Source organism: Acidithiobacillus sp. YTS05, assembly GCF_024396695.1.
In the GTDB taxonomy this organism is placed as follows: Bacteria; Pseudomonadota; Gammaproteobacteria; order Acidithiobacillales; family Acidithiobacillaceae; genus Igneacidithiobacillus; species Igneacidithiobacillus copahuensis.
In genome coordinates this window covers 1607850-1634446 of record NZ_CP094359.1, presented here as the reverse complement: position 1 = coordinate 1634446, position 26597 = coordinate 1607850, and the positions used below count along the sequence as shown (strand labels likewise).

22 protein-coding genes and 2 tRNA genes are annotated in these 26597 nt (G+C 56.8%); 9 read left to right on the top strand and 15 right to left on the bottom strand.

From position 1 onward, the window contains the following. Positions 1 to 2: 2 nt before the first annotated feature. From MQE22_RS08060 to MQE22_RS08030, 7 genes are all read right to left on the bottom strand, one after another. Positions 3 to 1187, bottom strand: a complete 1185-nt coding sequence (locus tag MQE22_RS08060; RefSeq protein ID WP_255789497.1) for a glycosyltransferase family 4 protein — start codon at positions 1185 to 1187, stop codon at positions 3 to 5. Continuing rightward, complete coding sequence (locus MQE22_RS08055) at positions 1184 to 2086, bottom strand: GDP-mannose 4,6-dehydratase (protein WP_255789495.1); 903 nt, start codon at positions 2084 to 2086, stop codon at positions 1184 to 1186. Before MQE22_RS08055 ends, MQE22_RS08060 begins: the two co-directional genes overlap by 4 nt. Positions 2087 to 2115: 29 nt before the next feature. Then, positions 2116 to 3150, bottom strand: a complete 1035-nt coding sequence (gene gmd, locus MQE22_RS08050) for a GDP-mannose 4,6-dehydratase (protein WP_255789494.1) — start codon at positions 3148 to 3150, stop codon at positions 2116 to 2118. Positions 3151 to 3179: 29 nt separating this feature from the next. Further along, positions 3180 to 6884 carry a glycosyltransferase gene (locus MQE22_RS08045; protein ID WP_255789492.1) on the bottom strand — a complete coding sequence of 1235 codons (3705 nt, stop codon included), beginning with the start codon at positions 6882 to 6884 and terminating at the stop codon, positions 3180 to 3182. Beyond that, positions 6884 to 8440 (bottom strand): class I SAM-dependent methyltransferase, encoded by a 1557-nt coding sequence (locus MQE22_RS08040; RefSeq protein ID WP_255789490.1) that lies wholly within the window; start codon positions 8438 to 8440, stop codon positions 6884 to 6886. The genes MQE22_RS08045 and MQE22_RS08040 overlap by 1 nt, the downstream gene beginning before the upstream one ends. Positions 8441 to 8627: 187 nt before the next feature. Further along, positions 8628 to 9479 (bottom strand): ABC transporter ATP-binding protein, encoded by an 852-nt coding sequence (locus tag MQE22_RS08035; RefSeq protein WP_304665201.1) that lies wholly within the window; start codon positions 9477 to 9479, stop codon positions 8628 to 8630. Positions 9480 to 9518: 39 nt separating this feature from the next. Then, positions 9519 to 10310 (bottom strand): ABC transporter permease, encoded by a 792-nt coding sequence (locus MQE22_RS08030; protein ID WP_215873313.1) that lies wholly within the window; start codon positions 10308 to 10310, stop codon positions 9519 to 9521. A 195-nt stretch (positions 10311 to 10505) separates the two neighbouring features. Here MQE22_RS08030 and MQE22_RS08025 point away from each other — a divergent pair, with 195 nt between their 5' ends. Beyond that, positions 10506 to 12557 (top strand): O-antigen ligase family protein, encoded by a 2052-nt coding sequence (locus tag MQE22_RS08025; RefSeq protein WP_255789489.1) that lies wholly within the window; start codon positions 10506 to 10508, stop codon positions 12555 to 12557. On the opposite strand, the gene wbaP is transcribed toward MQE22_RS08025, so the two are convergent. The 3 genes from wbaP to MQE22_RS08015 all read right to left on the bottom strand — a co-directional run bounded on the left by wbaP (position 12551) and on the right by MQE22_RS08015 (position 15397). Further along, positions 12551 to 13597, bottom strand: coding sequence for an undecaprenyl-phosphate galactose phosphotransferase WbaP (gene wbaP, locus MQE22_RS08020; protein WP_480082306.1), 1047 nt, complete (start codon positions 13595 to 13597; stop codon positions 12551 to 12553). The genes MQE22_RS08025 and wbaP overlap by 7 nt on opposite strands. After that, positions 13555 to 14004, bottom strand: a complete 450-nt coding sequence (locus tag MQE22_RS13865; RefSeq protein WP_480082305.1) for a hypothetical protein — start codon at positions 14002 to 14004, stop codon at positions 13555 to 13557. Before MQE22_RS13865 ends, wbaP begins: the two co-directional genes overlap by 43 nt. A gap of 266 nt (positions 14005 to 14270) precedes the next feature. After that, a protein-coding gene (locus MQE22_RS08015) for an IS3 family transposase (RefSeq protein WP_480082277.1) occupies positions 14271 to 15397 on the bottom strand; the annotation gives its coding sequence in 2 pieces (ribosomal slippage) (positions 14271 to 15128 and positions 15131 to 15397; 1125 coding nt in all). Between the two features lie 140 nt (positions 15398 to 15537). Here MQE22_RS08015 and MQE22_RS08010 point away from each other — a divergent pair. Together MQE22_RS08010 and MQE22_RS08005 are read left to right on the top strand one after the other, a co-directional pair. Further along, complete coding sequence (locus tag MQE22_RS08010; protein WP_255789487.1) at positions 15538 to 15771, top strand: hypothetical protein; 234 nt, start codon at positions 15538 to 15540, stop codon at positions 15769 to 15771. Next, complete coding sequence (locus MQE22_RS08005) at positions 15768 to 16190, top strand: type II toxin-antitoxin system VapC family toxin (protein ID WP_255789485.1); 423 nt, start codon at positions 15768 to 15770, stop codon at positions 16188 to 16190. Before MQE22_RS08010 ends, MQE22_RS08005 begins: the two co-directional genes overlap by 4 nt. 534 nt (positions 16191 to 16724) lie before the next feature. Here the strand turns inward: MQE22_RS08005 and relB are convergent. The 4 genes from relB to MQE22_RS07985 all read right to left on the bottom strand — a co-directional run bounded on the left by relB (position 16725) and on the right by MQE22_RS07985 (position 20238). Continuing rightward, the gene (gene relB / locus MQE22_RS08000; protein WP_255789483.1) at positions 16725 to 17051 is read right to left on the bottom strand and encodes a type II toxin-antitoxin system RelB family antitoxin; all 327 of its coding nucleotides are present in this window, start codon (positions 17049 to 17051) and stop codon (positions 16725 to 16727) included. Positions 17052 to 17223: 172 nt separating this feature from the next. Then, complete coding sequence (galE, locus tag MQE22_RS07995) at positions 17224 to 18198, bottom strand: UDP-glucose 4-epimerase GalE (protein ID WP_255789482.1); 975 nt, start codon at positions 18196 to 18198, stop codon at positions 17224 to 17226. A gap of 56 nt (positions 18199 to 18254) precedes the next feature. Beyond that, a tRNA-Glu gene (locus tag MQE22_RS07990) sits at positions 18255 to 18330 on the bottom strand. Between the two features lie 84 nt (positions 18331 to 18414). Next, positions 18415 to 20238, bottom strand: coding sequence for a SulP family inorganic anion transporter (locus tag MQE22_RS07985; RefSeq protein WP_255789480.1), 1824 nt, complete (start codon positions 20236 to 20238; stop codon positions 18415 to 18417). Between the two features lie 226 nt (positions 20239 to 20464). Between MQE22_RS07985 and MQE22_RS07980 the strand changes: the two genes are divergently transcribed. Further along, entirely contained in the window at positions 20465 to 22000 is a 1536-nt protein-coding gene (locus MQE22_RS07980) for a DHA2 family efflux MFS transporter permease subunit (RefSeq protein ID WP_255789479.1), read from the top strand. Position 22001: 1 nt separating this feature from the next. Here the strand turns inward: MQE22_RS07980 and MQE22_RS07975 are convergent, their stop codons facing one another. After that, positions 22002 to 22916, bottom strand: coding sequence for a D-alanyl-D-alanine carboxypeptidase family protein (locus tag MQE22_RS07975; protein ID WP_255789478.1), 915 nt, complete (start codon positions 22914 to 22916; stop codon positions 22002 to 22004). Between the two features lie 82 nt (positions 22917 to 22998). Here MQE22_RS07975 and MQE22_RS07970 point away from each other — a divergent pair, with 82 nt between their 5' ends. The 5 genes from MQE22_RS07970 (at position 22999) to MQE22_RS07950 (ending at position 26511) form a co-directional block, all read left to right on the top strand. After that, positions 22999 to 23778 (top strand): sulfite exporter TauE/SafE family protein, encoded by a 780-nt coding sequence (locus MQE22_RS07970; RefSeq protein ID WP_255789476.1) that lies wholly within the window; start codon positions 22999 to 23001, stop codon positions 23776 to 23778. 18 nt (positions 23779 to 23796) lie between these two features. Then, positions 23797 to 24798, top strand: coding sequence for a class I SAM-dependent methyltransferase (locus MQE22_RS07965; RefSeq protein ID WP_255789474.1), 1002 nt, complete (start codon positions 23797 to 23799; stop codon positions 24796 to 24798). Between the two features lie 89 nt (positions 24799 to 24887). After that, the gene (locus tag MQE22_RS07960) at positions 24888 to 25472 is read left to right on the top strand and encodes a DUF3617 domain-containing protein (RefSeq protein WP_255789472.1); all 585 of its coding nucleotides are present in this window, start codon (positions 24888 to 24890) and stop codon (positions 25470 to 25472) included. A gap of 10 nt (positions 25473 to 25482) precedes the next feature. Further along, positions 25483 to 26445 (top strand): thioredoxin domain-containing protein, encoded by a 963-nt coding sequence (locus tag MQE22_RS07955; RefSeq protein ID WP_255789470.1) that lies wholly within the window; start codon positions 25483 to 25485, stop codon positions 26443 to 26445. Then, positions 26436 to 26511, top strand: a tRNA-Ala gene (locus tag MQE22_RS07950). Before MQE22_RS07955 ends, MQE22_RS07950 begins: the two co-directional genes overlap by 10 nt. The last annotated feature ends 86 nt before the right edge of the window (positions 26512 to 26597 follow it).

The window sequence follows — 26597 nt, the reverse complement described above, 5'->3', positions numbered from 1 at the left end:
GGCTAAGAGACCTTGCGATATACTTCTAACGTTTTTTCTGCGCAGGACTTCCAGCTAAAATCTTTCGACCGAATCAACCCTGCCTGTATGTGCTTTTCCGCCAAAACGCGATCCTCCAGGAGGCGCTGCAAGCCATCGGCAATGGCCTCCAAAGAATAGGGATCTACCTCAACTGCAGCGCCTGCAGATACCTCTGGCATAGAACTAATGTTCGAGGTAAGAACAGGGGTACCACTGGCAAACCCTTCCAGTACAGGTAAACCAAATCCTTCGTAGAGGGATGGGTAGGCAAAAACTGCTGCCGAGGAAAAGAGATCAGCGAGCTGCGTCCGGGGAAGATAACCGGTGCGTATCACTTCGCCTTTCTGCTCCGCCGCTCTGATTCGCCGTAGAATATCGGCATCCTGCCATCCCGCAGCACCGGTAAGTACAAGGGGAAAGTCCTGACGCAAGAATTCTGGCAAGGAACTATAGGCATCAATGAGCCTGACGATATTTTTTCGTGGTTCGAGCGTAGCTACGAATAATACAAACCCACGATGACGCAGGCCAATATCTTGTAATGTTTTGGCTACCGTAAGAGAGTCCCGGGGATGAAAAATGTCATCTGCGCCCAAATGGGTCACAGTAATTTTATCGCGCGGAGTTTGATAGAAATCCATGATCTCTTGCGCCGAAAATTCGGATATTGTAATTACCTGATCCGCTCTTTGTAGCGCAGGTCCAAGATGTTTGTTGAGGAAAGCTGCTCGTTCAGGCGGGTGAAACTCAGGGTGTCGTACCTGAGATAAATCATACGCAGAGATGACCAAGGGGCCAGCATATTTTACTGGGATATAGTTGGGTTCGTGGTAAATAAAGCCTTCCTGTGCCAGGGCGCCGATCCTGCGTCCATCTTGCCATTCGCGCAGGGCCTGTCTTGCGGTGTATGCACCGGGAACATCCTGAATGACTTTCTTTAAAGCGGCGAGACTGCCCCTAGCAGTCGGGGTCGAGGAGCTAAGAGGATTTTGATCGTTGTTGACAAGGGAGAGCAGCGCTTCATCGCGATAAATATGTCCACCGACAAAACCAATTATGGAATCAAGTTCTTTTGTGGCCACTAATGCCTGAATAAGATGCTGCTTATAAAGACCAATTCCAGTGCGCGTCCTCAATAATAGATGTACATTGAACAGAATTTTCAATTGTTAACTCCAGAGGTGGCATTGGTCTGCAGCATCCAGCGTAGGGTTTCGCGGAACGGAATTTGCGGTGCGAGACCGGTATGCTGGCGCAACAACGCATTTGATCCCAACAGGCGCGGCAGCTCGTTGGCACGCACGAAGGAAGGATTGATCCGCACCTCAATAGGGTGCTCCCCGATGTCCTCCACCATCTGCAAGATGTTGCGCAAAGAATAGGCTCGCCCCGAACAGATATTAAAGGTCTGCCCTACTGCCTCGGGTGCATCGAGCAGCAGCGCCGTGTAGATGGCGACAACATCGCGCACATCCGAAAAATCCCGACTCACGTCCAGATTGCCCAGCTCGATGAAGGGAGCACGTCGGCGAAAATGACTGACGATTTTCGGAATGAGAAACTTTTCGTCCTGTCCCACACCGGTGTAATTGAACGGTCGCGTCATGACGATGGGCAATCGATCGAACCAAGTATGCACCATGTGCTCCATGGCAAGCTTGCTGCAGGCGTAGTGGTTGACCGGTGCGGGGCAGACCGACTCATCGATGACCTCGACAGACGGCGAACCATAAATGTTGGCCGAGCTGGTAATCAGGATCTTGCGTGGTAGCTTGGGTAAGGCCGCCAGGGCTTCGAGCAGGTTCAAGGTACCGAACACGTTGACGTCGTAAAATGCACGCGGATTGCCATGCCCAACAAAGGAGATCGCCACCAGATGCGCGACATGCGTGGGCCGCAGTTCGGCGATGACGTTTCGGACTGCGACGGCATCGGTGAGATCACAGGCAATCTCACCCTCTCCCTGCCCGCTATTCGACAGCCCGACAACGCGCGCGCCCCGCGCGCGCAATCTCTCAGCCAGATGGCGTCCGGTAAAGCCGCTCAGGCCGGTGACAAGTATCATGGAGTCATCTTGATCCCTTGTGTTAAGGATCAAAAAGATACTCCATTCAGATTGCGCTGCAAATCCGTGTGCACCATCATCGCACAAAGCTCTTCCAGCGTGGTCTTCGCCTCCCAGCCCAGTTTGACCTTGGCCTTGGCCGGGTTGCCGATCAGCAAATCTACTTCGGCGGGGCGATAGAACTTGGGGTTGACGCGCACGATGGTCTTTCCCGAAGCCGCATCAATGCCAATTTCTTCCTCACCCTTGCCGCGCCACTCGATCTCCATATCCGCCGCCTTCGCGGCCATGGTCACGAAATCGCGTACGGTTTCGGTGCGGTTGGTGGCGAGCACGAAGGTATCGGGCTCATCGGCCTGTAGCATGCGCCACATGCCCTCCACATACTCCTTGGCGTAGCCCCAGTCGCGTTTGGCATTCAGATTGCCCAGCTCCAGCATCTCCAGCTTGCCGAGCTTGATTTTGGCGATGCCATCAGTGATTTTGCGGGTGACAAACTCCAGACCCCGCAACGGGCTTTCATGATTGAACAGAATGCCGCTGGCACCAAAAATGCCGTAGCTCTCGCGGTAGTTGACGGTCATCCAGTGTGCATACAACTTGGCCATCCCGTAGGGGCTGCGCGGATGGAAAAAAGTTTCTTCATCCTGGGGGATGGCATGGACCTTGCCAAACATCTCTGAGGTGCTCGCCTGGTAGAAGCGAGTCCTGGGATTCACGACCCGAACAGCTTCAAGTAAATTCAGAGCGCCGATGGCAGTAATCTGCCCCGTTGTTTGTGGCTGGTCAAAGCTCACCCCGACAAAACTCTGTGCGGCAAGGTTATAGACCTCTGTGGCCTGGCTATTTTCGAGCAAGCGGATGGCCGAACCCATATCAGTCAGGTCGAATTCCACCAGATGCAGATTGGGATGTTCTTCCAATCCCAGGTCCGCGAGACGCCAGAAATTGACCGAACTCGTACGGCGATAGGTTGCGTGTACCGTGTAGCCCTTTTCGAGCAGGAGATGCGCGAGATAGGCACCATCTTGACCGGTGATGCCGGTGATAATTGCTGTTTTCATATATTCTCCATTGAAGAAGTTGATTGAGATTATTTTTTTTCTAATAGTTCAAGAAGTTGTTGGGCGCTTTCCTTCCACGTCAAGAAAGGCATGTCGTCCGATTTGGGATGTTGGCCACTCTCATGCAGCGCTAACCAGGTTTTGATCGATTGCGCCAAGGCATCAGGCGTGGCTGCATCAAAATAGAACGCGTGCTCGCCTGCCACTTCACGAAAAACCGGAATATCTCTGGCGATGATTGGTAACTTGTGTTGCGCTGCTTCGATCAGCGGCAAGCCGAAGCCTTCGCCCTCGCTGGCGGCGATCAAACAGATATTGGCAGCGTAGACCTTTTCCAGATATTCGTCACTGATGCCTTCGAGCCAGAACAGACGCTTGCCAAGTTCGGCGTGGTTGCGCAGGCGATCGACCAACCCCTCCTCCATCCAGCCCTGCTTGCCGACGAACGTTAAGTTGATATCCATGCCTTGCGCCCATAGTCCCTCGAAGGCAGATAAGGTTTGGGCATGACCTTTACGTGGCTCAATGGTACCAACCAAGAGAAAACTTGCTCGCGCTTTGAGCGCAGCCAACACCCCGGTTGCATCGGGCGGGACACCTTTGCTTGGCGCGCTGTTTTCTGGGTCGGCGCCCAGATGGAACCAGCGTACGGCAAAATGGCGCTCTCGTTTGGGGCCAAAGTCCTGTAGCCACGCCGTCAATTCGTCAGCCACGGCACGGGAGATACAAACCGCGCCATCAAACCGTGCCACTGTCTCCAGCCAGCGCTGATACAAGGCTTTTGCCTCGTCAGGAAACACCTCGGGTTTCAATATGGGGAGCATGTCATAAATTAAAAACTGGATACCAACACCACGTCGATCCCAATCCTTCAATACTTTAATCTGCCTCGGCACAATGTGAGGTTGTAAGTCCAGCCCCAGAAACACGTCGCCGGGATAGGCTTCGACGGGCTCATCCATCGCCCAATCTTCCGGTATGCCTAAAAAACGACTGATAAAGCACCGCGCATACTGATAGCCCTCCGTTTCCATCGTGGCGTAAACCGGTTCGATTTGGAAATCTTCAGGTGGGTGCTTCAGCCATTCGGTCAGGATGCCGCGCACGACCCGTTGGATACCGCTCTTTGCATCGCGCTGCACCAACTCCGAGATATCGACGAGAAGTTGTCTGCGCCGTGGTCTCGGCGGCATGTTCTCAGCCATGCAAGTGGCAAGCGCAGGCCATTCTGATGAGGGCAATGCCGGATCCATTGCGGTAATGGCATCCAGCAGTCCCGGCAGGCCGACGGCCGCTTGCTGGTAGTAGCCCTCGATCGCCTCCGCATACAAGTCGGCACAGCGGCGGGGGGCGTGGCGCTGTGCAATCACTTGGCGAGCCTTCTGACCCAGATCGGCCCGCCGCTGTTTGTCAGTCCATAGCGTCGTCAAGGCCTCGATGAGCTGCTTGTCGTCAAATTCATCCGGTAACATCCACACCGCATCCTGATCGAGTTCCGCCATCGAGCCATGCGCGTTGATGATGGTGGCAAGACCGTAATTCATACAATCGAGTACCGCAGCAGATGTTTCACCGCGTGACAGAGTGCGTAACTGTACCCCGACATCGGCGGCTGCCAGCCATTGGCGGAAAACGGCCATATCTGCCCAGCCGGTGATTTCAATGCGGCTGTCATCCGGAGCATGGCGTATGGCTTGCACCAGCTTGGCACCATAATCGCCACCGTGGTTTTGCCCCACAAAGACCAATCGGCATCGGGGGTCTTGCGCCAATGGTGACGCCAGCCAGGCGGCCAGCAGGCGAAGGTTCAGTTTATGCGGGCCGAGCAAACCGAAACTGCAGACGATAAAGGCATCTTCGGGCACCCCCAAGGCACGTCTTGCAGAGGCGCGATCCACCGCGCCAGCCGGTTTGCGCATCAGCGGTATCAATTGCCAATCGTCGGCTGCACGCTCGCCATACCATTGGCGCGCCAGTTGGCGAGAATATTCAGCATGGACGATGACCCCAAGGGCATCCTGCAGCACCTGAAGATTGGCGGGATAGGCCCACACGACATCCGCCGTATCCTGGGCCTGAAAACGCTCTGCTAATGCTGCCCAACCCTGTGACGCCAGCAAGGCCTTGGCCCAATCACCGGGAGTTTCGCCCGTCGCATCGCGGTGCGCCAAGATGCCTGATAAAAAAAAGTCGTGCAGCACCACCACACCGGGATGCTCGCGTAGCAGCGCGAACATATGGCCGTGAAAGCTCGAGTTGCCAAAGTGATACAACACCCGGTCAAACTGATGGGCATGCTGGCGAAACCAAGCCACATCACGGATTGGACAGTTGGCGCGCACCCAAGCATCAGTCACTTTTTCCTGCGCGACGATAACCTCGATGCGGTAATGGCGGGCGAGTTCCGGCAGCAGTTCGGCACTGTAATCGCTGATGCCACTGGCTTGTGGCGGTAGCGGCGACACATAGGCAAGACGCGGGCGCTGAGGCGGGGCGACCACGACTCGATTTCGGCTGCCGACCGCCATTTCAAGAGCCTGCCATGCCCTTTTAGCGCTGGTATCCCAACTGAACTGCTGTGCCTGCACCAACCCGTGGCGTTCCAGTTCAGCCCGGAACGTGTCATCGCTGAGCACCTGAGCCATCTTGCTGGCCATGGCCTGGGTGTCAAAAGGATCAAACAGCGCGTCTTCGCGGCCGACCACTTCCGGCAAGCTGGACGTATTGGCCGCGATCACCGCTTTGCCGCATTGCATGGCCTCCAGCGCCGGCAGGCCAAAACCTTCGTGCCACGATGGAAAGACAAACAGCTTGCTGCCCCGGTAGCAAGCCAGCAAGTCGTCCTCCGGGACAAAGCCGGTTAAGATCAGTTCGCCCTCGCCCAGCCCCTCTTCGCGAGCCAGCTTGAGCAGGCGATCGCGATCCGGTGGCTGGATAGAGCATACGACGGCCAATTGATGAACACGCCGCAGCGCGGCCGGTAAGCGGGCATAGGCAGCGATCAGTCCTTCGATGTTTTTTCGGTGATCGATGCCCCCGGTGTACATCACAAATGGTTTCACCAGGCCATACTGTGTCTCCAGGCGGCGGCGTGCTTCATCCGAGACGACCCCGGGGCGGAAATGCGCTTCGGCGGCCGCGGAGATTTTGCAGACTCGCTGGGGAGCAAAACCCAAATGATCGATGGCTTCTTGCCCCGACGAGGCTGAATTCGACAACAATAGATCGGCTCGCCGTAAATATCCGAGTTTTTTTTCATACCAGCGCTCAACGACAGGGTTTTGCAGATAAATGCCGCGATGAATCAGGGGTATGAGGTCGTGAAGAATGACGCCAGTCGGTATTTTTCTCGATAACATACCAATACTGGTGACCGCATCATCACCTAACCCTTCAAAAAGAGAGTTCATCAGCACCAAGTCGGGCGCTAGACTTGCCAGAAACTGTTCGCGCAACAACTCCGCCGCCTGACGACGCGCATCATTTCCCGCATCAGCGGCATTCACCGGGCTCGGCGCTGCCCATACCCGAATGTTTTCCTGGGGCAACAAGCTGTCGAAAGCCGCCCGAAGCGGCTCAATCGTGTCGGGAAAAAGGCCATTCAAGGCTATGTATACTTCGTGCCCGCCCCGGTTGCGCACCAGCGCCTGCGCCAGATACAGACTATAGCGGCCAATGCCGCGATGCCGATGTTCTGTGGACTGTGCCCCTTGCAGATCGATGACGATACGCATTACTTAGAATCCTTGTTTACTTTTTCCAAAGCAGCGTTAAGGCGAAGGTAGATTTGCCGTGCGCGTGGAGAAAGGTCGCTAATATTTTCGGTTCGGATATCTGTGACCAGAAAATCAGAAGCCGCAGGAGGTTGCGCGAAAGCAATCCTCTTTAGTCTCTGCTTGAGGCTCGGATGTTTGTTCAACCAGATAACTGATTTAGTCTTTAGTTTTGGATTTTCACGCACCTTATTCATGAGCCATACTAAGGCCTTGCGGCAGACGCGGCGTGGTCGACTACCAGGTGCGAAGGTTAGCCACGCTTTGCTTCCACGAACAAACCATCGTGCAAATTTGCCCGCAAGCCTCAGAGGCTTGGTGAGCCTCCATGAACGGCTATTGATAACGGCATTGAACTGCTGACTAATCTCCATGGTGGTTTGGTTGGCTTGATCGGCCCGACTCTCTGCGATGCCAGCGCGCTCACTGGCTTGGGCTGCTTGTGCTTCTGCGATGCCAGCGCGCTCACTGGCTTGGGCTGCTTGTGCTTCTGCGATGCCAGCGCGCTCACTGGCTTGGGCTGCTTGTGCTTCTGCGATGCCAGCGCGCTCACTGGCTTGGGCTGCTTGTGCTTCTGCGATGCCAGCGCGCTCACTGGCTTGGGCTGCTTGTGCTTCTGCGATGCCAGCGCGCTCACTGGCTTGGGCTGCTTGTGCTTCTGCGATGCCAGCGCGCTCACTGGCTTGGGCTGCTTGTGCTTCTGCGATGCCAGCGCGTTCATTGGCTTGAGCTACCAGATCGGAAGCCTTGGTTATTTTGGTAAGAATTAGATTAAAGCGCTCGTCCCAACGGTTCAGTAGGACATCCCGAGGCAAGCCGTAGTCGTTATCAAATGCTTCCTTGGCTAGGCCGATAACCTCCTCATTTCCATTTTTTTGAGCAACTACCGCGTAGTCAAGACTTGCTCCATGGAGCGCTTCATAAAGACTTACTTCACTGCGAGAAACAAGTTCTTTTGATTCCTGAAGGCGAAGTGTCTTAACTTTGGCGAAGCCTTCATACTCTACCAGAAACTCCAGTTGTAACGGTGGTATGGGTTTTTGATGGGTGGGATCCAGATAAAAATTGCACGATCCTACAATCAAGTTCTCCGGATTTGGTGTTTCCAATATGAGCAAGCCGCCTGGTTTAAGAACCCTCATGGCTTCTCTTACAATGATTCTCAATGCCTCAAATGGGATATGTTCGATAACATGAAAAGCCGAGACGACTACCTGACTTTGATCTGGTAGGTCGGTGAGGTAGGCAACAGCATCTCCGTGTTCCACGTGCAAACCTCTCTCAAGACAGCTTTCAAGCATGTCCTGATCAAGATCGATACCAATTGGCTTGAAGCCTGCTTGCGTAAGTAATTCAAGCCATTCACCTCGACCACACCCAAGATCAATCGTCCCAGCAGATGGGTATGACTTAAGTAAGGGTATTGTAAATGGTAGATAAACCTCAAGACGACTTTTGATAAGTTCGCGGGAACCGCGGTAACGATCTTCGAATGCGCGATAAAAATTATCCGTCATGAAAAGAATCTCGAACTAACAATCGAATAAACCATAACTATTGAGAAGACTCTTATATATCCTGGTAGTTTTAAGATAGATTTGATGATGTTTAAGAAAAAGTTCGTGATACTGTTGGTGGTGGGCCAAAAGTGAGGGCCTATTGCTTCTGTTAGGGATACTGCTGGGAGCCGCAGTGCAGAATTCATCATCGCGACCCAAACCTCGAGTTATCACTTGGAGACCATCTTGGGCGTGCGGACCTCTTTTCTGCAACCAGTTTGCGGAAGGATTGGCGCTTTGCAGGGGGATTCATGATCCGATCGTAGGTAGTCACGACTTCCTCTACTGGCCCAAACATTCTGACCTTACCTCGCTCCATCCAGAGCACCTTGTTGCAGGTCTTACGGATCGTATCGCTGGAATGTATAGCGAGAACAACGATTTCTGCTCGCTGGTGTAGTTCTTCTAGCCGCTTGGCAGCCTTTTCCTGAAAACTGGCATCCCCGACCCCGAGGACCTCATCGAGCAGCAGGATGTCGGCATCCACGGCGGTAGAGATGGCGAAGGCCAAGCGCACGCGCATGCCGCTGGAATACGTGCGCAAGGGGAGGTCCAGGTAGTCTCCCAGCCCAGTGAACTCCGCGATCTCTTCGGTCTTGGCTTTGATTTCGGCATTCGTCATGCCAAGCAATAATCCCCGTAAGCGGATATTCTGGCGACCTGTGGACTGGTCATCCATGCCGAGGGATATATCCAACAGTGGGACTGCCTTGCCAACAACTTCCACGGTGCCAGAGGTAGGCGGATAAATCCCGGCTAAGACCCGCAGCAGGGTGCTCTTGCCGGCGCCGTTATGGCCAATCAGGCCCAGGCGGTCCCCACTTTTCAGTGATAGATTCAAACCGTCGATCGCCCGCACTACGACGACGCCTTCATTATCCTCGGCAATGCGATTGCGCCGCCCCATGCGCATCACGCGCTTTTTAAGAGACTGTCCTTTCACGTCGTAGATCGGTAAATCTAGCGAGACATCGCGTAAAATTATGCTCGATGTCAAAATCTAGTTCCTAAATTCATGATGTCAATTCCAAGGCAATCAGACCCAGTATGGTACACGCTTCGCATACTTCCCCGTGAATATCAGCGCCAGACTCCAACCTAAAAGAGCCATCACAACGGCGATGACCCAAGTCAGTGGCGTAGGAAATTGTCCCAGAAGAGGCTGGCGGACGATGTCTATAAGATACGCCAGAGGGTTGTACTCGATCACCCACTTGTGATCTTTGCTCAACATTTCGCCATGAAACAAAATCGGAGAGACATAAAATGCGACCTGCAACATGGAACCGACGATCTGTGGAAAGTCACGAAAGCGCGCTGCTACCACCCCTACAAAGGATGCAATCCACATGGCGTTTAGCAGAAACAGAATGACACCGGGAATGAACAACCAGATAGAAACCCAACTTTTGACACCAAAAATCACTAGAACGATGAGGACGATAATGAAATTGTGTGCCCAGATGACGCCATTGCGCCAAGTTACCTGCAAAATAAAAAGATATTTTGGAGATCGAATCTGCTTGATGTATCCCGCGCCCGCCATAAATGCCGCGCAGCCGTCGTTTACAATTCCGGAGAATAAACCCCACATCACGATACCAATGGAAATCATGGGCAAATATGTCGATAGATTTTGGCCAAATAAAACACCGTACAGCAAGCCAAGTGTAGTTGCCATTACGCCCATGCTGATGGTCAGCCAAAAAGGCCCGAGTTTGGAACGCGCATAACGCTGACGAATCTCGACCCAACCCATCAGGGTCCACAAGCGCCAGGCGCGCATGCTTTCCAAGAAATCGCTAATGCCTACAAAAAAGGCGGTCATTTTCCATGCTTCCGATCAGGATGCTCGGGTACCACGCGGTATGTTATCCCGAGTGAAGGATTGGTCATTTGCAGCAAGAGCACCTCAGGGCACGAATAGTCACTACGAAACTGGCCGAGCCTACCCAAAAAACTCGACGACTTCAACCCGAATCTGCTAGCCTCCGGCTGACATCACGGAGTCTACGACCCTACTATGAGCCAGAACCTTTCTGCCCGAAATCTTCTTTTGATCTTTTTCCCCCTCCTGGCCTACTTCTTTAGCTGGTACTACAACGGTTCCCTGATCCCGCTGCTCGTTATCAGTAGCGTCCTGCTGCTGGTCTTTGCGACGGTTGCCGTCTGGCCCCGGCTGCGCGAGGGCCTGCCGTGGCCGAGGGGGTACCTGCCGGTGTTCATGCTGCTGTGGTTGCTGTGGTTCTGGCTGACCCTGTTCTGGAGCCATGTGCCCTATAGTAGCTGGTTTTACTTCTGGACTCTGGGTTCGGTGCCGCTGGGCTTTCTGGCCTGGGTGATGTTGTCGGAGAAGGATATCGGGGCGGTCTGGCCCTGGTTTTGGCGCGGAATTGTGGCGAGTGCCTGGATTCTGGCGGGTATTGGACTTTCGCAATACTATCATTTGCTGGGCTTGGGCACGGGCTGGCAGGGGCTGCGGCCGCAGGGGCCACTGATGGACTGCAATAGCTATGCGGCCTGGATGAATCTGCTGTTCTTTCCTCTCATCGCCCGCTACTTTGTACTCGACAGTGACAAGGATCGGAGCTTTCTTTCCAGAAACATTCACTGGCCGGCCCTGGGTTACCTGGTGACCATTGCCGTCGTCTTGTTGGCAGATTTCAGTACCAGTAGCCGTGGCGGCCTGCTGGCGTGGTTTTGTACGTTACCCTTCGCCGTGCTGGGCTTTCGCAACCGGAAGGGGATGCCGGGGCGCTGGCTGGTGATTCTGGCCCTGGTGCTCATTGCCTTTTTGCTGATGAATTATCCCAAGGGCTACGACATCCTGGGGCAACTCAATCCTCATTACATTTCTTCCAATGTCGCGACGGTCTCCCGCAGCCTGATGTGGATCGCCACCTGGCATATTTTTCTGGCCCATCCCTATCTGGGTACTGGGTTGGGCAGCTATTTCCTGTTCTATCCCGCCTACCGTCTGCCCGGCGAGCTGGCTTCGGCGGGCACCTATGCTCATAACGATTACATTGAGTTTCTGGCGGAAGGGGGATTGATCAATCTCGGCTTTCTGCTGGCCTTTGCCGGGGCCTTGATGTATGTCCTGGTTCGCCTGATTGTGCGTCCGGCGCGCTTGGGGATCAGTGAGGAAAACCGCTATTGGGCCTTGGGGCTGGTCCTGGGGGTCTTTGCCATTACCGGCCATGCCTTGGGCAATTTCATTTTTTACAATCTGCCCCTGAGCATCCTGGCGGGGATCTTTCTGGCGCAGGCATGGCGTCTGTACCATCGGCAGGGGGATACAGCGCCCGTGCTACCGCGCCTTGGTATCAATCATCCCAAGATCGTGCAAGGGGCGATGGTGCTGGTAGTGCTGTTCGCGAGCTGGTTTCTGGCCGTGGATGCGGCAGTCTATGGGCTATTCAGTGACAATACCTGGCTGGATTCGCTGATTGTCAATCCCAACGCGCGCGCGGTCTTTTTGATGAAGGTGGCACGCTTTCTGGAGGTGGTCCGACCGCAGGCGACCCAGCCTTGGGTCTATATGGGCAATGCCTACCTCAACCTCGCCAGCCAGGATACCGCCATGCCCACGGCCCAGCGGCGGGTCTTGGTGGAGGCCGCCCTGCAGCAGTACCACGCTTCGCTGGTAGGGATTCCGCGGCAGGCGGGGGTCTATAACGCCATCGGTTCCGTGTACCGGCAGTATGGCAGTAGCTTGCTGGGGATGACGCCGCAGGAGGCGCAGGATCAGGCGGTACTGGCCTGGCGCAAGGGCTTGGCCCTGACCCCAGAGAGCGTCAACCTGCGCAGCGAGATTGCCACCACGGCCTTCTTTGACCATGGCAAGGTGCAGGAGGGCATCCGCTTTTTACAGGCGGGGCTGCAGCGGCCCCTCTTTCCTGAACCGCGGGCCTTGCTGCAGTGGGTCATCGCCCGTAATCAGTGGCAGTTAGCGCACGACCCCAAGGCGGCGGAACAGACCTTGATCGCGAGCCTCAAGGCCTCTCCCGATTTTGCGCCGAGCATCGAACTGCTGCGGCAGATTGCCGAGGCGGAGCACCCACGCCCTCAATAGGCGCCTTCTCGCCGAAAGACCACCCCTACAGTGCGGAGCAAAATGACGATGTCGTACCAGAGGGTCCAGTTTTTGACGTACCAGGCATCGAGGGCGCTGCGATCGGCAAAAGTGGTTTCGGAGCGGCCACTGACCTGCCAAAGGCCGGTAATGCCCGGTCTGACCAGGTGATATAGGGTGATATTGTCGCCGTAGCGATCGATCTCCCGATCGAGTAGCGGGCGTGGCCCCACCAGACTCATCTGTCCGACCAGTACATTGAAAAGCTGCGGCAGCTCATCGAGGCTGGTACGGCGCAACCATTTGCCGATCTTGGTGATGCGCGGATCGTCCCGCAGCTTGAAATTGCGCCGATATTCTTCGGCCATCGCGGGATTTTCGGCAAGGTAGCGTTGCAGTTGTGCCTCGGCATCCAGGCCCATGCTGCGGAACTTGAGGCAGCCAAAAGACTGCCCGCTGTGGCCGACCCGCATCTGACGAAAAAAAACGGGTCCGCCATCTTCCCGCTTGATACGCCAGGCGATAAGGGCAAAGAGCGGGCTGAGCAGGACGATTAGCAAGGCCGAGGCGAACAGATCAAAGACTCGCTTGATCAACCGGGGACCGGGGCGGGCCAGATTGTCGCGTACCCGCAGCATAAAGACTTCGTGACTGAAAAAATGCATGACCTCCATGCCGTAGAGGGGCAGGCCCCGAAGAGCAGGCGCAATCGCCAGCTTGGGGTAATGCAGGCCGAGCAGGCGCAACAGGGTTTCCTGTGTTTCCCATTGGTCGTTGTCCAGGGCGAGAATGGTCTGCGGGCTACCCAGAGAATGTAGGGTGGCCAGGGGATCGCTGCCGAGTGGCAGCACGCACAAGCGTGAAGAATTTTTCATGAACCTGGCATCCGGCTGAGTGTCCTCCGCGCTGAGTACCCAGCAGACCTCAAAACCCAACACGGGATCACTCTGTACGGCAGAAATCGCCTCCCAGGCTGCGGCGCCAGTGCCGATGATGGCTACTGGGCGCTTCCAGAGCTTGAGCCGTAGGAGAGGATCCACCGCAACAGGAAGCGAATTGCCGGCACGAGTAAGAGGGCAAGCAGCCAGGTGGAAAAGAGCCAAAGGCGGGACAGCGGCCATTTGCCACTGAAGGCGATGGCGGCGTTGAGCCCGAGCAGGATGATAAAGACGGCGAGGATATCGCCAATCTCGTCCCAGACCACGCGACGCCGGGCGTAATGTCCCTTGAGTTGAAAAGCGACAACACCGAGAAACGCCAAAAACAGGAAAAGCAGGAGATTGATTTCAACCAGGCTGCCCCACCAACTGTTCAGGACGGTCCAGACATTTTTTTGATAGTAGAGGGCATGGCTGATGCGGCCAAAGTACGCCGCCAGAAAAAACGCCAGGATGTCCCCAAAAATCAGGATGCTGGGAATCCAGCGTTGCTGGTTATGCGGTTGCAAGAGGCCTCCCGGACGGCACGGCGGCAAGCTCCGGTCGGGTGGAAGCACCGCTCGGTATCTTCGTCAAAATCTGCCGCAAGTATGCCGGAATTCGTCTCCTGGAGAAACAAGGAAAATAAAAGCGCCATCATCGCTGCCCGATTTTGCGCCGAGTATCGAGCTGCTGCGGCAGATTGCTCAGGCGAAGCGCTAGTAGACTGAGGTGGCCCCCCTGGATTGGACAGCCTGTTGTGGTGATTAAGCTCTGAACCTGTTTCCATGGCAGGTCAGGCCACCAGCCTTTGTAAACCTTCTGCATAGACCACATCGGGTGTTCTGTCTCCCAGAGAGGAGTGCGGTCTTTCGGCATTATACCAGTCGAAGTAGGCTCTGAGGCCAGCTTTCAGCTCGGTTCCAGTTTCTGCTGGCCGTAGGTAGACGTGCTCGTATTTGACGGTGCGCCAAAGCCGTTCGACAAAGACGTTATCTAGGGCCCGGCCTTTGCCGTCCATACTGATTCGAATGCCGTGCTGGCGGAGTACAGAGAGGAAGGACTCCGCGGTGAACTGAGCGCCCTGATCCGTGTTGAAGATCTCGGGGGTGCCATAGCGGCGTATGGCCTCTTTCAGGGCCTCTACGCAGAAACCCGCATCAAGACTGTTGGAAACCCGCCAGGACAACACCTTACGACTGAACCAGTCCACTACGGCTACGAGGTATTGAAATCCTCGTGCCATGGGCAGATAGGTCACATCCGCGGACCAGACCTGGTGGGGACGGTCCACCGTCACGCCACGCAACAGATAAGGATATTTTGGGTGCTGGGGGTGGGGCTTGCTGGTGTGTGGTCCGGGCGCCACCGCGGCAATGTCGAGGATACGCATGGCCCGGTGTACCGTTTTGCGGTTGACCACGACATTCTCCGCTTTCAGCATCCGATGGATCTGCCGCCTACCCATGAATGGAAAGGCGGTGTAGAGGCGATCGATCGCCCGCAACAGCCCGTCGCCCATCGGCCGAGGATGCGCGCGGTAATAGACCGTACTGCGGGGCACGCCCAAAAGAGCGCATTGCCGTTGCACAGAAACTGAGGTTTGGGCCCGGTCGATCATTTGGCGCCTTTCCCGATCCGGGGCATGAGACCGGGCCTGGAGGCTAAAAAATCGCGTTCCATCTCCAGCTGTCCGATCTTCCGATACAAAGCCTGCACGTCCACGGGCTCCTCGGTCTGGGACTTTCCCCGTTCAAAGGCCGTGGCCGCATGCTCCACCAGCTGCCGGCGCCAGGCATTGATCATGGTGGGATGTACCCCAAATTCTTGCGCCAGCTCGGCCATCGTCTTATCGCCCTGCAAAGCCGCCAGGGCTACCTGCGCCTTGAATTCCGGCTTGTACTGCTTGCGTTTTCCCTTCATCCCTCGACTCCTTTCCTGAAGCCCAGAGCTTAACCCCTTGTCCAACTTTCGGGGGCCACTTCAGACACGGCGTTTACGTTGCGGCCAAGCAGAAAACGACCTATAGTATTTGTTGATTTTTTCAACAATGGTGTCCTTACATGGCTACCGTAAATTTTAGCGTTTCAGATGAGGTAAAAGCTGCTTTCAATGCAACTTTCCGTAAGGAAAACAAAAGCGCCATCATCGCTGCCTTGATGCGGGAGGCGGTGGATCGTGCGCAGCGTAAGGATCGCGCGCGGCAAGCGGCTGCCCGCATTTTGGAACGTCGCGAATCCGCGCCGCTGGTGAGTACGGCCGAGTGCCGGGCAGTGAGGGAAAGTGATCGTCCGTGAACTGGGTCATCGATGCCAGTGTCGCACTGAAGTGGTTTTTGCGTTTTCGGGCGGTGGAAGACCACGTCTCTCAGGCTATAGCCTTGTTGGAGCAAACGCTTTCCGGTGCTGGAGAAGCGATTCAACCGCCGCACTTTACTGCGGAAATGGCCGCGGTCCTAGCGCGAGTCAAATCCGATACGACCAGGGAGGACATGGAAGATCTGTGGCGGCTGGATTTTCGGGTGGTCGAAGGACCGGAGCTGTATATACTGGCCATCGACCTTTCCCGACGATACGAGCATCATCTTTTTGATACCCTGTACCATGCGCTGGCGTTGCTGCATCCCGAAGCGATGCTGGTAACTGCCGACCGACGGTATTTTGTAAAGGCGCAAAAAGAAGGAAGCATAATGTTATTGGAGAATTTCAGCGCGTAATGAAAATGCCCACGCTCTCCTCACCCACGCGAATCCTTTGGCTGCCGCTCCTTGGCCTGAATTCCCCCGTAATCAGTGGCAGTTGGCGCACGACCCCAAGGCGGCGGAAGAGACCTTGATCACGAGCCTCAAGGCCTCTCCCGATTTTGCGCCGAGTATCGAGCTGCTGCGGCAGATTGCCGAGGCGAAGCGCTCATGAGCGGTTATTGCACCGGACGGTAGGAATGGTCATGTCACCCTGGTCGCACCCGTGCGGAAGCGGTCCAGGCATGTATGGTCATACCTGATCCAGGTGAACCGCAAGCTCAAAGCGGCGCTTGCAGCGCAGCACGAGGCGAGGAAATTCGACCCTTCTGGGCACGCGGTATCGGACGCGAGGAAGATATTAAACGCCCCGGTTGTGGCAGCGGCGTAGTCTGCTTTTCGTGCTTGCCGGTGGGATTCCGGCACGTAGCCGACAGCATCGTTCGGTCGGCGGGACGTCAGTCCTTTGGGTCCACGGAATATTTTCTATGGATTGAGCAACGGTCGAGCTCAATCCCCCAGGCCATAGCGTTTCATCACTTCTTCGAGCGATACGGTTTGGGTTTTGCCTGCGCGAATGTCCATCAAGCGTTGCTCCGCCAGGTATAAATCTTCGAGGTCATCCAGATGCTCAAGGATGGCTTCGCGGGCATAGAATGTCTTGGTGCGCCCGGTGGCCTTCGCCAGCGCTTCCAAGCGGATTTCTACTTCGGCGGGCAGTCGGATGGCAAGCATGTTTCGGCTCCTGTTCTGAAAGCGATATACAAGTATATCAAGACTGGTACGGAACGACAGCGGTACATGAGCGGTCAGTACTTTGGTTCCAGTTTGCGCCATGTGGATTTTCCTTTCGGAATGTGCTCCGTGGAGCTTATCTATTGATGATCGATGATTGATTCTGAATCTTGGAGATTGATATTGAATCGGTCAATTTTGCCTATAGAACGTGCCTATAGAACGGATACCACGGCGATTCTCCGCAAGGGCAGGGGCGTACACTGACCGTCAGCTACCAGCGCTGGCCTTTCTGCTGCTCCCAGGCCCAGGCGTGGGCGATGATGGTATCGAGATCGGTATATTGCGGTTGCCAGCCGAGGAGTTGGCGTGCCTGGGTGCTGTCGGCCACCAGGATGGCCGGGTCGCCGGGGCGGCGCGCCTGTTCCTGGACGCGGATTTCTTTGCCGGTCACCCGCCTTGCGCTGTCGATGACCTCCTGCACCGAGAAGCCCTGGCCGTTGCCCAAGTTGAGGGCGAGGCTTTGGCCATCCTGTAGCAGATGCTCCACAGCCAGGAGATGGGCGCTGCACAGGTCCCAGACGTGGATGTAATCGCGGATGCAGGTGCCATCACGGGTCTGGTAGTCGTTACCGAAGACGGAAATCTGCTGTCGCCGGCCACTGGCAGCCTGGAGTACCAGGGGAATCAGATGACTTTCGGGGTCGTGGCGCTCGCCCAGTTCGCCGCTGGGATCGGCACCGGCGGCATTGAAGTAGCGCAGGCAAACCGAGCGCAGCCCGTAGCTGTGCCCGAGATCGGCCAACATCTCTTCCACCATGCGCTTGGAGCGCCCGTACGGATTGATGGGCTGGGCGGGATGCCGTTCGTCGATGGGGGTGTATTGCGGTTCACCAAAAATGGCCGCGGTGGAGGAGAAAATGAACTTGTCCACCCCATGGCGACGCATGGCATCTAGCAGGTTGAGGGTGTTGGCGACGTTGTTACGATAGTAGCGGTCGGGGACCTGTACCGACTCGCCAACCTGGCTGAGGGCGGCAAAATGGAGCACGGCAGCGAAGGCGTGTATGGCAAAGAGGCGGTCGAGCAGGGCGCTGTCCGCTAGATCACCTGTGACCAGATCGCCATAGCGGGCGGCATCGGCAAAGCCGGTGCTGAGGTTGTCCAGCACGGTAACAGGATACCCGGCTTCCGCGAGCAGCTTGACCATGTGCGAGCCGATATAGCCGGCACCGCCGACGACGAGCATGGGGGACTTCATAGGGTGACCGAGCTTTCAGCAACGCGTGCATCCTGCACGCAAACTGGCGTCCCCAGGGGGGTTCGAACCCCCGTTACCGCCGTGAAAGGGCGGTGTCCTAGGCCACTAGACGATGGGGACCTGGAGCGCGAACTTTACCGGGAAAGGCCGGGCAGTGCAATAGCCCGTCTGCGTTCACCACTTTTGCGCGTGGCGGATCTTTGCTTAGCTGCCAGGACTGCGGCGGGTCTCGCCGTTGGGGAGATGGCTTTGGCACTGCGGAAAGATCCGCGCCGTGCAGCTGCGACAGATTTCAGAGTCGAGCTTGGGGTAGATTTTTTCGATGGGTCGGGTGCCCGCCGGAAAGAAGTTCTCCTCCCCCAATTCTTCCAGATAGCCGCCCTGCGCAAGGCTTTCCTGAACCCCATCCTTGAGACGATAAAAATAGAGCCCGCCACCCATTTGTCGGCGGCGCCGCGCCTCCTGCGCGAGCAACTCGCCGCCGGCGATGTCGACGAAGTTTATGCCGCTTGCCATCACCAGCAGGTGTTTCTGGCTGGGATTATGCTCGTCGACCGCGGAGAATTGCTGGCCGACATGGTCCACCGCACCAAAGAAGAGGGAGCCATTGACGCGCAGAATCTTCAGTTGTGGGCACTCGGCGTGGTTCTGGGCGTTGATGTAGTGGTAGCTGCCGGGGTCCGGGTCGGGCACCTGTGCCTGAACGTTGGGTCGGGAAGTGCGATACAGGTAAAAGATGAGGGACAGGAGGATGCCGAAGAAAATACCCTTTTCGAGATTGATGACCGTACCAAGCAGCGTCACCCACAGGATCAGGGATTCGATGCGGCTGGCACGCCAGATGACGCCGATGTGGTGGAAGTCGATCAGTCCCCAGGCCACCAGAAATAGGATGCCCGCCATGGCCGCAGTGGGTAGATAGGCTGCCAACGGGCCGACCAGGAGCAGAATCAGCAGCAGGAAACCCGAGGCGAATACCGTGGCCAGCGGGGTGCGGGCGCCGGCCGCATAATTCACCCCGCTGCGGTTGAAAGAACCGCTGGAGGCATAGGCGGAAAAGAAACTGCCGATGAAGTTGGATAGTCCCTGGCCCATGAATTCCTGGTTGCCATCGATGCGCTGGCCGGACCTGGTCGCTACCGAGCGGGCAATGGAGACCGCTTCGGTGAGTGCAAGCATGGTCACCACCAGGGCCGGGAAGAACATGTCGCGCAGGGCGGTGAGGGAGAAGTCCGGGAGGGACAAGGGAGGCAGATTGCCAGGCAGCGCGCCTACTGTCTTGATGCCCGTTGTTGCTGCGCCAAACTTGGCATTCAGCGCCAGACTCAGCAAAGAGCCGACGATCATAGCGGCGATCATGTAGGGGATGCGCGGCAGGAGTCGTTTGAACAAAATGCCCGCCAGCAGGGTGATGACGGCGATACTGGTGACGTAGGGATTGATCTCGTGCCAGTGGACGAAGAGCTGGTGGATGGTCTCATGGATCGGCAGACCGCGCGGCAGTGGCAGGCCAAAAAAATGGCGAATCTGGCTTCCCGCAATGAGAATGGCAGCGCCAGCGGTAAAACCGATGATCACCGTATGCGAGATGAAATTGACCAGGGCACCCATGCGCGCCAGGCCCAGCACCAACTGGAAGACGCCCACCAGGAAGGTCAGCGTCAGGGCAAGGCTGATGAAAGCTGGACTGCCCGGTGTAGCGTGGGTGACGATGGATTCGTAGACGGCAATGGAAATAGCGGTGGTAGGACCGGAAACCAGATGCCAGCTCGATCCCCACAGGGCGGCGATGATGGCCGGGACAATGGCCGCATAGATGCCGTAGTGGGGCGGTAGCCCGGCGATTACCGCAAACGCGACGCCTTGGGGCAGGACAATCAGCGCGCCGGTCAGCCCGGCGATGATATCCGCGCGCAGCGAGCGATTGTTTACCTGGGGCCACCAGCGGAGAAAGGGCAGGAGCCGGTAGAGCCAGAGAGGGCAGACGACCGCGCCAGAAGGGGAGGAACTCAGGGGTGAAGATGCCATGGTCTATTACCGAGAAGTTGCTACAGAAATCTTTCTGCGGGTTTGCGACCATTTCCCGGCTCTGGGCCAGTGTTGTTGGATAATGCCAGTCGGCCACAGGAGCTTGGCTCAACAGCGGATCACCGACTGTTTGCAAAAATACTATGATTGAGCGCTCTGAGCAATCATCCCTATCTTGCATACCGACCGATCGGTCAGTAAACTTGTCGAGATCCGGGGAGGGCCCATGAGCGAATCTGAGAACACTTCCGTGGTTGCCATTACGGTGGCGGTGATGTTGGCCGTGGTCATGCAGGTGCTCGATCTGACCATCGTCAACGTAGCCCTTACGTACATGCGCGGCTCTCTGCAGGCCAACAGCGATCAGATTACCTGGGTGCTCACCAGCTACATGATCGCTAACGTCATCCTCTTGCCCCTTACCGGTTTGCTGGTGGAGCGCTATGGGCAGCGCACCGTGATGCTGTGGAGCGTGGCCGGCTTTGTGGTCGCCTCGGCGCTCTGCGGGCAAGCGCACAGCCTGCCGGAAATCGTGCTGTGGCGCTTGTTGCAGGGTGTCTTTGGCGCGTCCCTGGCACCGGTGGGGCAGACGATCATGCTGCATGCCTACCCCGCGCGAAAACGCGGCCAGGCCATGGCCATCCTCGGCATGGGCATCATGCTGGGTCCGATTCTCGGGCCGACCCTGGGCGGCTGGCTCACCGATACCTTGAGCTGGCGCTGGGTCTTTTACGTCAACATCCCCTTCGGCATTCTCGCGTTCTTACTGCTCCAGGCAGTGCCGAACATCGGGCGTAGCGATCATCCGCGACCGGTGGACTGGCTGGGTTTTGCGCTCATGGCCATAGGTTTTGGGGCATTGCAAGGGGTGCTCAGCCTGGGTAACGAAGACGACTGGTTCAGTTCGCGCACCATCATCATCCTGAGTCTGATTTCCGCCCTGGGATTGCTGTTCTTCGTGTGGCGCTCGCTGTCGGTGAAGCATCCGGTGGTGAATCTGCGCCTGCTGAAGGACGCCAATCTGTCGCTGGGCAGCGCGGGTATCGGAATTTTTGGTCTGGCCTTGTTTGGGGCGATGGTCATCCTGCCGATCATGCTCGAGGATTTTCTGCACTATGAGGCCTTCACCACCGGCCTCGTTATGGCGCCACAGGGCGTTGGTGCCATGCTGGCGATGGTCGTTGCCGGGCGCCTTCTGGCGCGCAACGTGAATCCGCGGGACATTGTTCTCGTCGGCATCTTCTTCGGTGCCATCGGCAGTTGGTATACCACCAAGTACAATCTCGACATCAGCATGGCTTGGGTGATCTGGCCATCTTTCGTTCGTGGCTTGGGCCTGGGCCTGGTCAGTATTCCCCTCTTTACCCTGGCCTTTTCGACAATCGACAAAAAGGATCAGGCCGAGGGCTCGGGTATCTTCAACCTGATGCGCACCCTGGGCGGCAGTATCGGCATCGCCATTGTGTCGACGGTAATGACCCAGGGCAAGCAGATGGGATGGAATCAGATGGCTGGGCATATCAATCCCTTCAACCCGGCATTTCATCGTTTCATTGGGACGATGGGCATGGGCGAGAGTCCGCGAGCGTGGCAGGTGCTGGGCAATGTGGTGGTGTTGCCGCAGGCGGGGATGCGCGGCGTGTTGGATGCATTTATTCTGACCTTTTACAGCTTCCTCGTCTTGATTCCGCTGGTGCTCCTGTTGCGCCGTCCGCCAGAGCCGGCCGAGCCGGCCGGGGGCGGCGAGGCATTAGGTCACTGAGTCATTGCTCTTCGGCGGTGTTTTCCAGACCGGCGGCTTGCGGCAGCCAGAGAGTGCGGGCGAAACCCCAATCCAAGAGCTTGAGCCCTGCCCAGGAGGCCTTCCAGAAGCCACGGCTTTCGTTGGTAAAGGAGGGGACGCCAAGGACGACGGCAATCAGGGTCATGTTTCCCTGGGTGCCCGTCACTACCAGGCAATGACCGGCGGCATCGGTGTAGCCGCTCTTCATGCCGGTAACGAAAGGTACGCGCCCCACCAGCAGGTTGGGATTGGGGCTGGTGATGCCGGCGTAGGTGAAGTTTTTATGGCCGAAAAAGGGCAGGTATTGCGGGAAGCGCTGCAGGATGTTGCGGGTGAGGACGGCCTGGTCGTAGGCGCTGGAGAAATTGTTGGGGTGGGGCAGACCGTCGGGATTGTTGTAGGTGGTGGAGAGCATGCCGAGCTTCTGCGCGCTGCGGTTCATCTGTTGCACAAAAGTGGGCACGTTCCCGCCGACCAGGACGGCGGCCTCCACCGCGGCATCGTTGCCCGAGGGTACCGTCATGCCGAGGATGAGCTGGGCCAGACTGAAGGGCAGGCCGGCGCGGAGAAACATCGACGAGCCACCGGTTTGTAACGCCGCTGGGCCGGGAGTGTATTGGCCGTGGAGTTGCAGGTGTCCGGAATCGATGTCCTGAAACAGTAAGTACAGGGTCATCAACTTGCTCAGGCTGGCGATGGCGTAGGGCTTGTACGCGTTTTTGGCGGCGAGGATCTGCCCCGTTTCGGCATTCATGAGGATGTAGGAACGCGCGTCGATGGGCGGCAGGGCGGAGATTCCCTCGGCCCGTGCGCTATTGCCAAGACTGAGCCAGCAGAAAATGGCAAAAAGCAAAAAATACAAAGGGTTGCGAATCTGTTTCTGTACCGGGACCATGGTGGTACCACTCCATGCTAAAGTTATGGTTTAGAGTTTAGGCGCTTTTCTCTATTTTTCAATAGATTTTTAGGAGATGGATATGCATGTTCTGGTCGGCGCTGCGGCCGCCGTCAGTCTGGCTGCCAGCAGTCTCTGGGAACACCCAGGCCTTTGGGCCATTGCTGGTGCGATTGTCTTTGTCGCGTTCTACGTGCGCGCGGTGATCGGCTTTGGTTCCGGTCTGATTTCCGTGGCGTTGCTGACCCTGTTCTTTCCGATCAAGGAAGTCGTGCCGGTGGTGCTGCTGCTTGATCTCTTGGGTTCGGTGCTGTTGGGTGCCTACGACTTTCGCGAAATTCGTTGGCCGGAACTGGGCTGGCTGGTACCGGGGAGCCTGCTGGGACTTCTCGTCGGTGCCTTCATTCTGGCCGACAGCGACGCCCAGGATCTGACGCGCTTTCTGGGGGTCTTCATTCTGGCCTACGTGGCCTATGCGACGCTGCTCAAACCGGAACGACTGCCGCGTTTGTCCTTACCTTGGGGGGTGCCGCTGGGCACCTTTGGCGGGATCATCGGCAGCCTCTATGGTGGCGGCGGACCGCCCATCGTTGCCTACCTGCAAATGCGCCACCTCGACAAGCGCGCCTTTCGCGCGACCTTTCAGGGTATTGCCCTGACAGACAATATCGTGCGGGGCCTCATGTATTTTTTCCTGGCTCTGCTCACCGGGCCGCTGGCCTTGGGATTTCTTGCCCTGGCGCCGGCAAGTCTGCTGGGGCTCTGGGCCGGGAATCATCTGCATTTCAGAATCAATCAAAAACTGTTTTTGCGGGCGACGCTGGTTGTACTGGCCATCGTCGGTATCAAATATCTTGTGTGATCGAAAAAGGAGCGAGCCATGATTTCAGCGGAAGAGCTGCGCCACCGCGCGCAGGGAGCGATGTCTCTGCACATTGCCTTTATTGGGGTAGTGAATGGATTGTTTTCTGCCTTGCATCGCTTGCAGACAGCAACGCCGGCAGAGTTGGCCCAGGCAACGGACCTGGACGTGGGATATTTGCAGCGCTGGTGCGATGCGGCGTATGCCTTTTCCTGGCTGGAGCGGGAGGGCGACGGCTTCCGTTTGAGCGAGGATGGCGACAGTATGCGCCCTGAGCGATCGGATAGTCGGATGGCGGCCGCCGTGGGAGCGGTTCTGGGGGCCCACATGGCGGAGCGGGCAGCGGGTTTGATGCGCACCGGAGAGCGTCCTGGCGAGAAGGTGCTCGCCGAGCGCGAAACGATTCTGCCGTGGTTTGGAAGTATGTTGGAGCACAATTTTCGCCGCACCTTTGAAGAAAAAATCGTGCCCAGCGTTCCGATATTTGCGGAAATGAATGCGCGTCAGGGGCTTGCGGTGGACCTGGGCTGCGGAAATGGCTGGTACCTGCGGGCCTTACTGGGTAAATGTACGCAACTGCGCGGTCTGGGGCTCGATGGCTTTGCCGAAAATGTGCGTCAGGCGACTGCCCTGGCTGCTGCAGAGGGGTTGGGCGAGCGCCTTCACTTTGCGGAAGGCGACATTCATCAGTTTCGACTTCCCGAGTCCGCTGATCTCATCGCCATGAATCGGGCGCTGCACCATGTCTGGGAAGAGCGGGGGGAACTATTCGCACGTTTGCAGGAAGAATTGCAGCCAGGGGGGGCAGTGGTAATCTGGGAGCCGGCTTGGCCCGACGATAACCTGCTCCTGCGCGAGCCGGCGTACCGCGGCATGGCCTTCCAGAATCTTACGGAGCACGTGCAGGGGAATCACTTCCTGCGGCCGGACGAGATCTCGCAAGCCCTTTCTGCCGCAGGTCTTGCCGTCAGCATCCATCCGGTGGGCAGTGATGTCGTCGTGGTGGGGCGGCGGCACTAGGTAATTTGAATTATTTGCGTTTATCATTCTGCAGACTATTTTTATTTTGCTAGCGAGCGGGTTCGCATGCACAGCCCCGGGAGGGTGAGGTGGAGAGGATTGCGGCGGCGCTGTTGCTGGTGGTTTCAGGAGGTCTCTGGTCGCAGACTGTTTTGGCGCAGAGAGATCCCTCCGGCATGATTGCTCCGGGCCTATGGGAAATTGTTTCTCAGGTGGATGGTCCCATGAATGAGCGCAGTACGCTCACTCAGGAAGAGTGCTGGAAGGCCCATGACGGCAAGTATTCAGATTTTATTCCTCTAAAACAACGCATTACGGAAACGAATAACTCCGTCGTCAATAGTGGCAACCACACTACGGTACACATCCATAGTTTTCAACGGATTCCCCAGGGTGCTGTAACGCAAGACATCGAAATGGTGTTCAGCGATGATCGCAGTGCACTCCATCGGGCTACCATGACCGGCTCTGGCAGCCTGATCTTTTCCGCGACTCCCATGTTGGACGAGCACTTTACGCAGCGTGGACGATGGATTTCGGCGGATTGTTCCCAGCTGGTACCTGAGCCTTCCAAGTTGCAGATTACCCGCCCGGCCGAGGTACCTGCGCTGCAGCGTTTGCAGGCGCTTTCCCGACAACTGCAAAGGGAATTTCCCCATCCCAATGGGCCGTGAGGAAAGAGCTATGGTTTCTGTGCGCCAGGTTCTTTTGCTACGTGGCATTTCCGCAGGTCGGGTCTTCCGCTGGCTTTTGCCGATTTGGCTGGCGTCGTTGACTGGCTGTGCAACCTGGTGGTTTCCATCCGTCAACGTAAAACAGCAACCGAAGGATTTCTTGCACGCCGTGGAGCGCTTGCCCGGGGTTAACACCGGACCTCGCGGCGAAAAACCGGTGGCGTCGGTGTTCATTGATGTCTCCTGCCCGTTTTGTCGAGATCTCTACGCCGATCTAAGACCGGTGTTGCCGTACATTCGGCTGCACTGGATACCCATTGGCAGCCCTGGGGGAAAAGCTCTCATGATTCTCCCGAATGGGCTGGTCAAGAGCTACCACACCGCTTCTACCTTAGAAAGTAGTGCCTATCTACTTATCGCTTACAACGGCGCGGAGGCACTTGACCGCGCAATGACCGGCAGTATCGCTGTCCCGACCATTGGGGCGGGACAAGAACCCGCAGTTCAGGCTGCGGCCAACAACTATCAGGCCCTGTGGAAATGGAAACCGCTGGGGGGTGGAGTACCGGCGGGGGTAATTGCTTTGGCGCCGCCGGCTGACTATGTCGTGGTCCATGGGTATAAAGATATCGAGGGCGCCATCCTGGGGGCTGCGTTGCAGGAGAAGGTGCGTATTCCGGGTTATCCTGCTCACCCGGGTTGGACGATAATGGCCCCAGAAGGCCATGTGGCTTTGCCCCAGGTAGGGGTCTATCGCACTCCGCAACGGGCCTGTGCTGCATTGCCGATGAGACTGCACGGGTATACGACTCATGCTTATTCCGCGAACCCCGATCCCACGGTCTGTCGTCTGCCGGGTGACGCCAAGCCGGTAGCCTACGCTGTCCCCTTCGTTGCGCAGGAAAACATGACTGATCGCGTTGCATTTGCGCAGCGCAGCGGCTATCATTCGCCCTCAACGTTGGGGCGGTAGCTCAGCTGGGAGAGCGTCGCGTTCGCAATGCGAAGGTCGGGAGTTCGATCCTCCTCCGCTCCACCAAAATTCAGCGCCCGACTGGTTTCAGTTGGGCGTTTTTATTCAGGAACTGGTGACTCTTGGTATTCGGGATTATCGGCAGACCGTTT

Coding starts and splice junctions, on each gene's coding strand:
- MQE22_RS08040 (WP_255789490.1), bottom strand. CDS start 8,440: ATGACGGATAATTTTTATCGCGCATTCGAAGATCGTTACCGCGGTTCC.
- MQE22_RS08055 (WP_255789495.1), bottom strand. CDS start 2,086: ATGATACTTGTCACCGGCCTGAGCGGCTTTACCGGACGCCATCTGGCT.
- MQE22_RS07980 (WP_255789479.1), top strand. CDS start 20,465: ATGAGCGAATCTGAGAACACTTCCGTGGTTGCCATTACGGTGGCGGTG.
- MQE22_RS07985 (WP_255789480.1), bottom strand. CDS start 20,238: ATGGCATCTTCACCCCTGAGTTCCTCCCCTTCTGGCGCGGTCGTCTGC.
- MQE22_RS08025 (WP_255789489.1), top strand. CDS start 10,506: ATGAGCCAGAACCTTTCTGCCCGAAATCTTCTTTTGATCTTTTTCCCC.
- MQE22_RS07965 (WP_255789474.1), top strand. CDS start 23,797: ATGATTTCAGCGGAAGAGCTGCGCCACCGCGCGCAGGGAGCGATGTCT.
- MQE22_RS08030 (WP_215873313.1), bottom strand. CDS start 10,310: ATGACCGCCTTTTTTGTAGGCATTAGCGATTTCTTGGAAAGCATGCGC.
- MQE22_RS07975 (WP_255789478.1), bottom strand. CDS start 22,916: ATGGTCCCGGTACAGAAACAGATTCGCAACCCTTTGTATTTTTTGCTT.
- MQE22_RS08045 (WP_255789492.1), bottom strand. CDS start 6,884: ATGCGTATCGTCATCGATCTGCAAGGGGCACAGTCCACAGAACATCGG.
- MQE22_RS07970 (WP_255789476.1), top strand. CDS start 22,999: ATGCATGTTCTGGTCGGCGCTGCGGCCGCCGTCAGTCTGGCTGCCAGC.
- MQE22_RS08010 (WP_255789487.1), top strand. CDS start 15,538: ATGGCTACCGTAAATTTTAGCGTTTCAGATGAGGTAAAAGCTGCTTTC.
- galE (WP_255789482.1), bottom strand. CDS start 18,198: ATGCTCGTCGTCGGCGGTGCCGGCTATATCGGCTCGCACATGGTCAAG.
- MQE22_RS07955 (WP_255789470.1), top strand. CDS start 25,483: ATGGTTTCTGTGCGCCAGGTTCTTTTGCTACGTGGCATTTCCGCAGGT.
- gmd (WP_255789494.1), bottom strand. CDS start 3,150: ATGAAAACAGCAATTATCACCGGCATCACCGGTCAAGATGGTGCCTAT.
- relB (WP_255789483.1), bottom strand. CDS start 17,051: ATGGCGCAAACTGGAACCAAAGTACTGACCGCTCATGTACCGCTGTCG.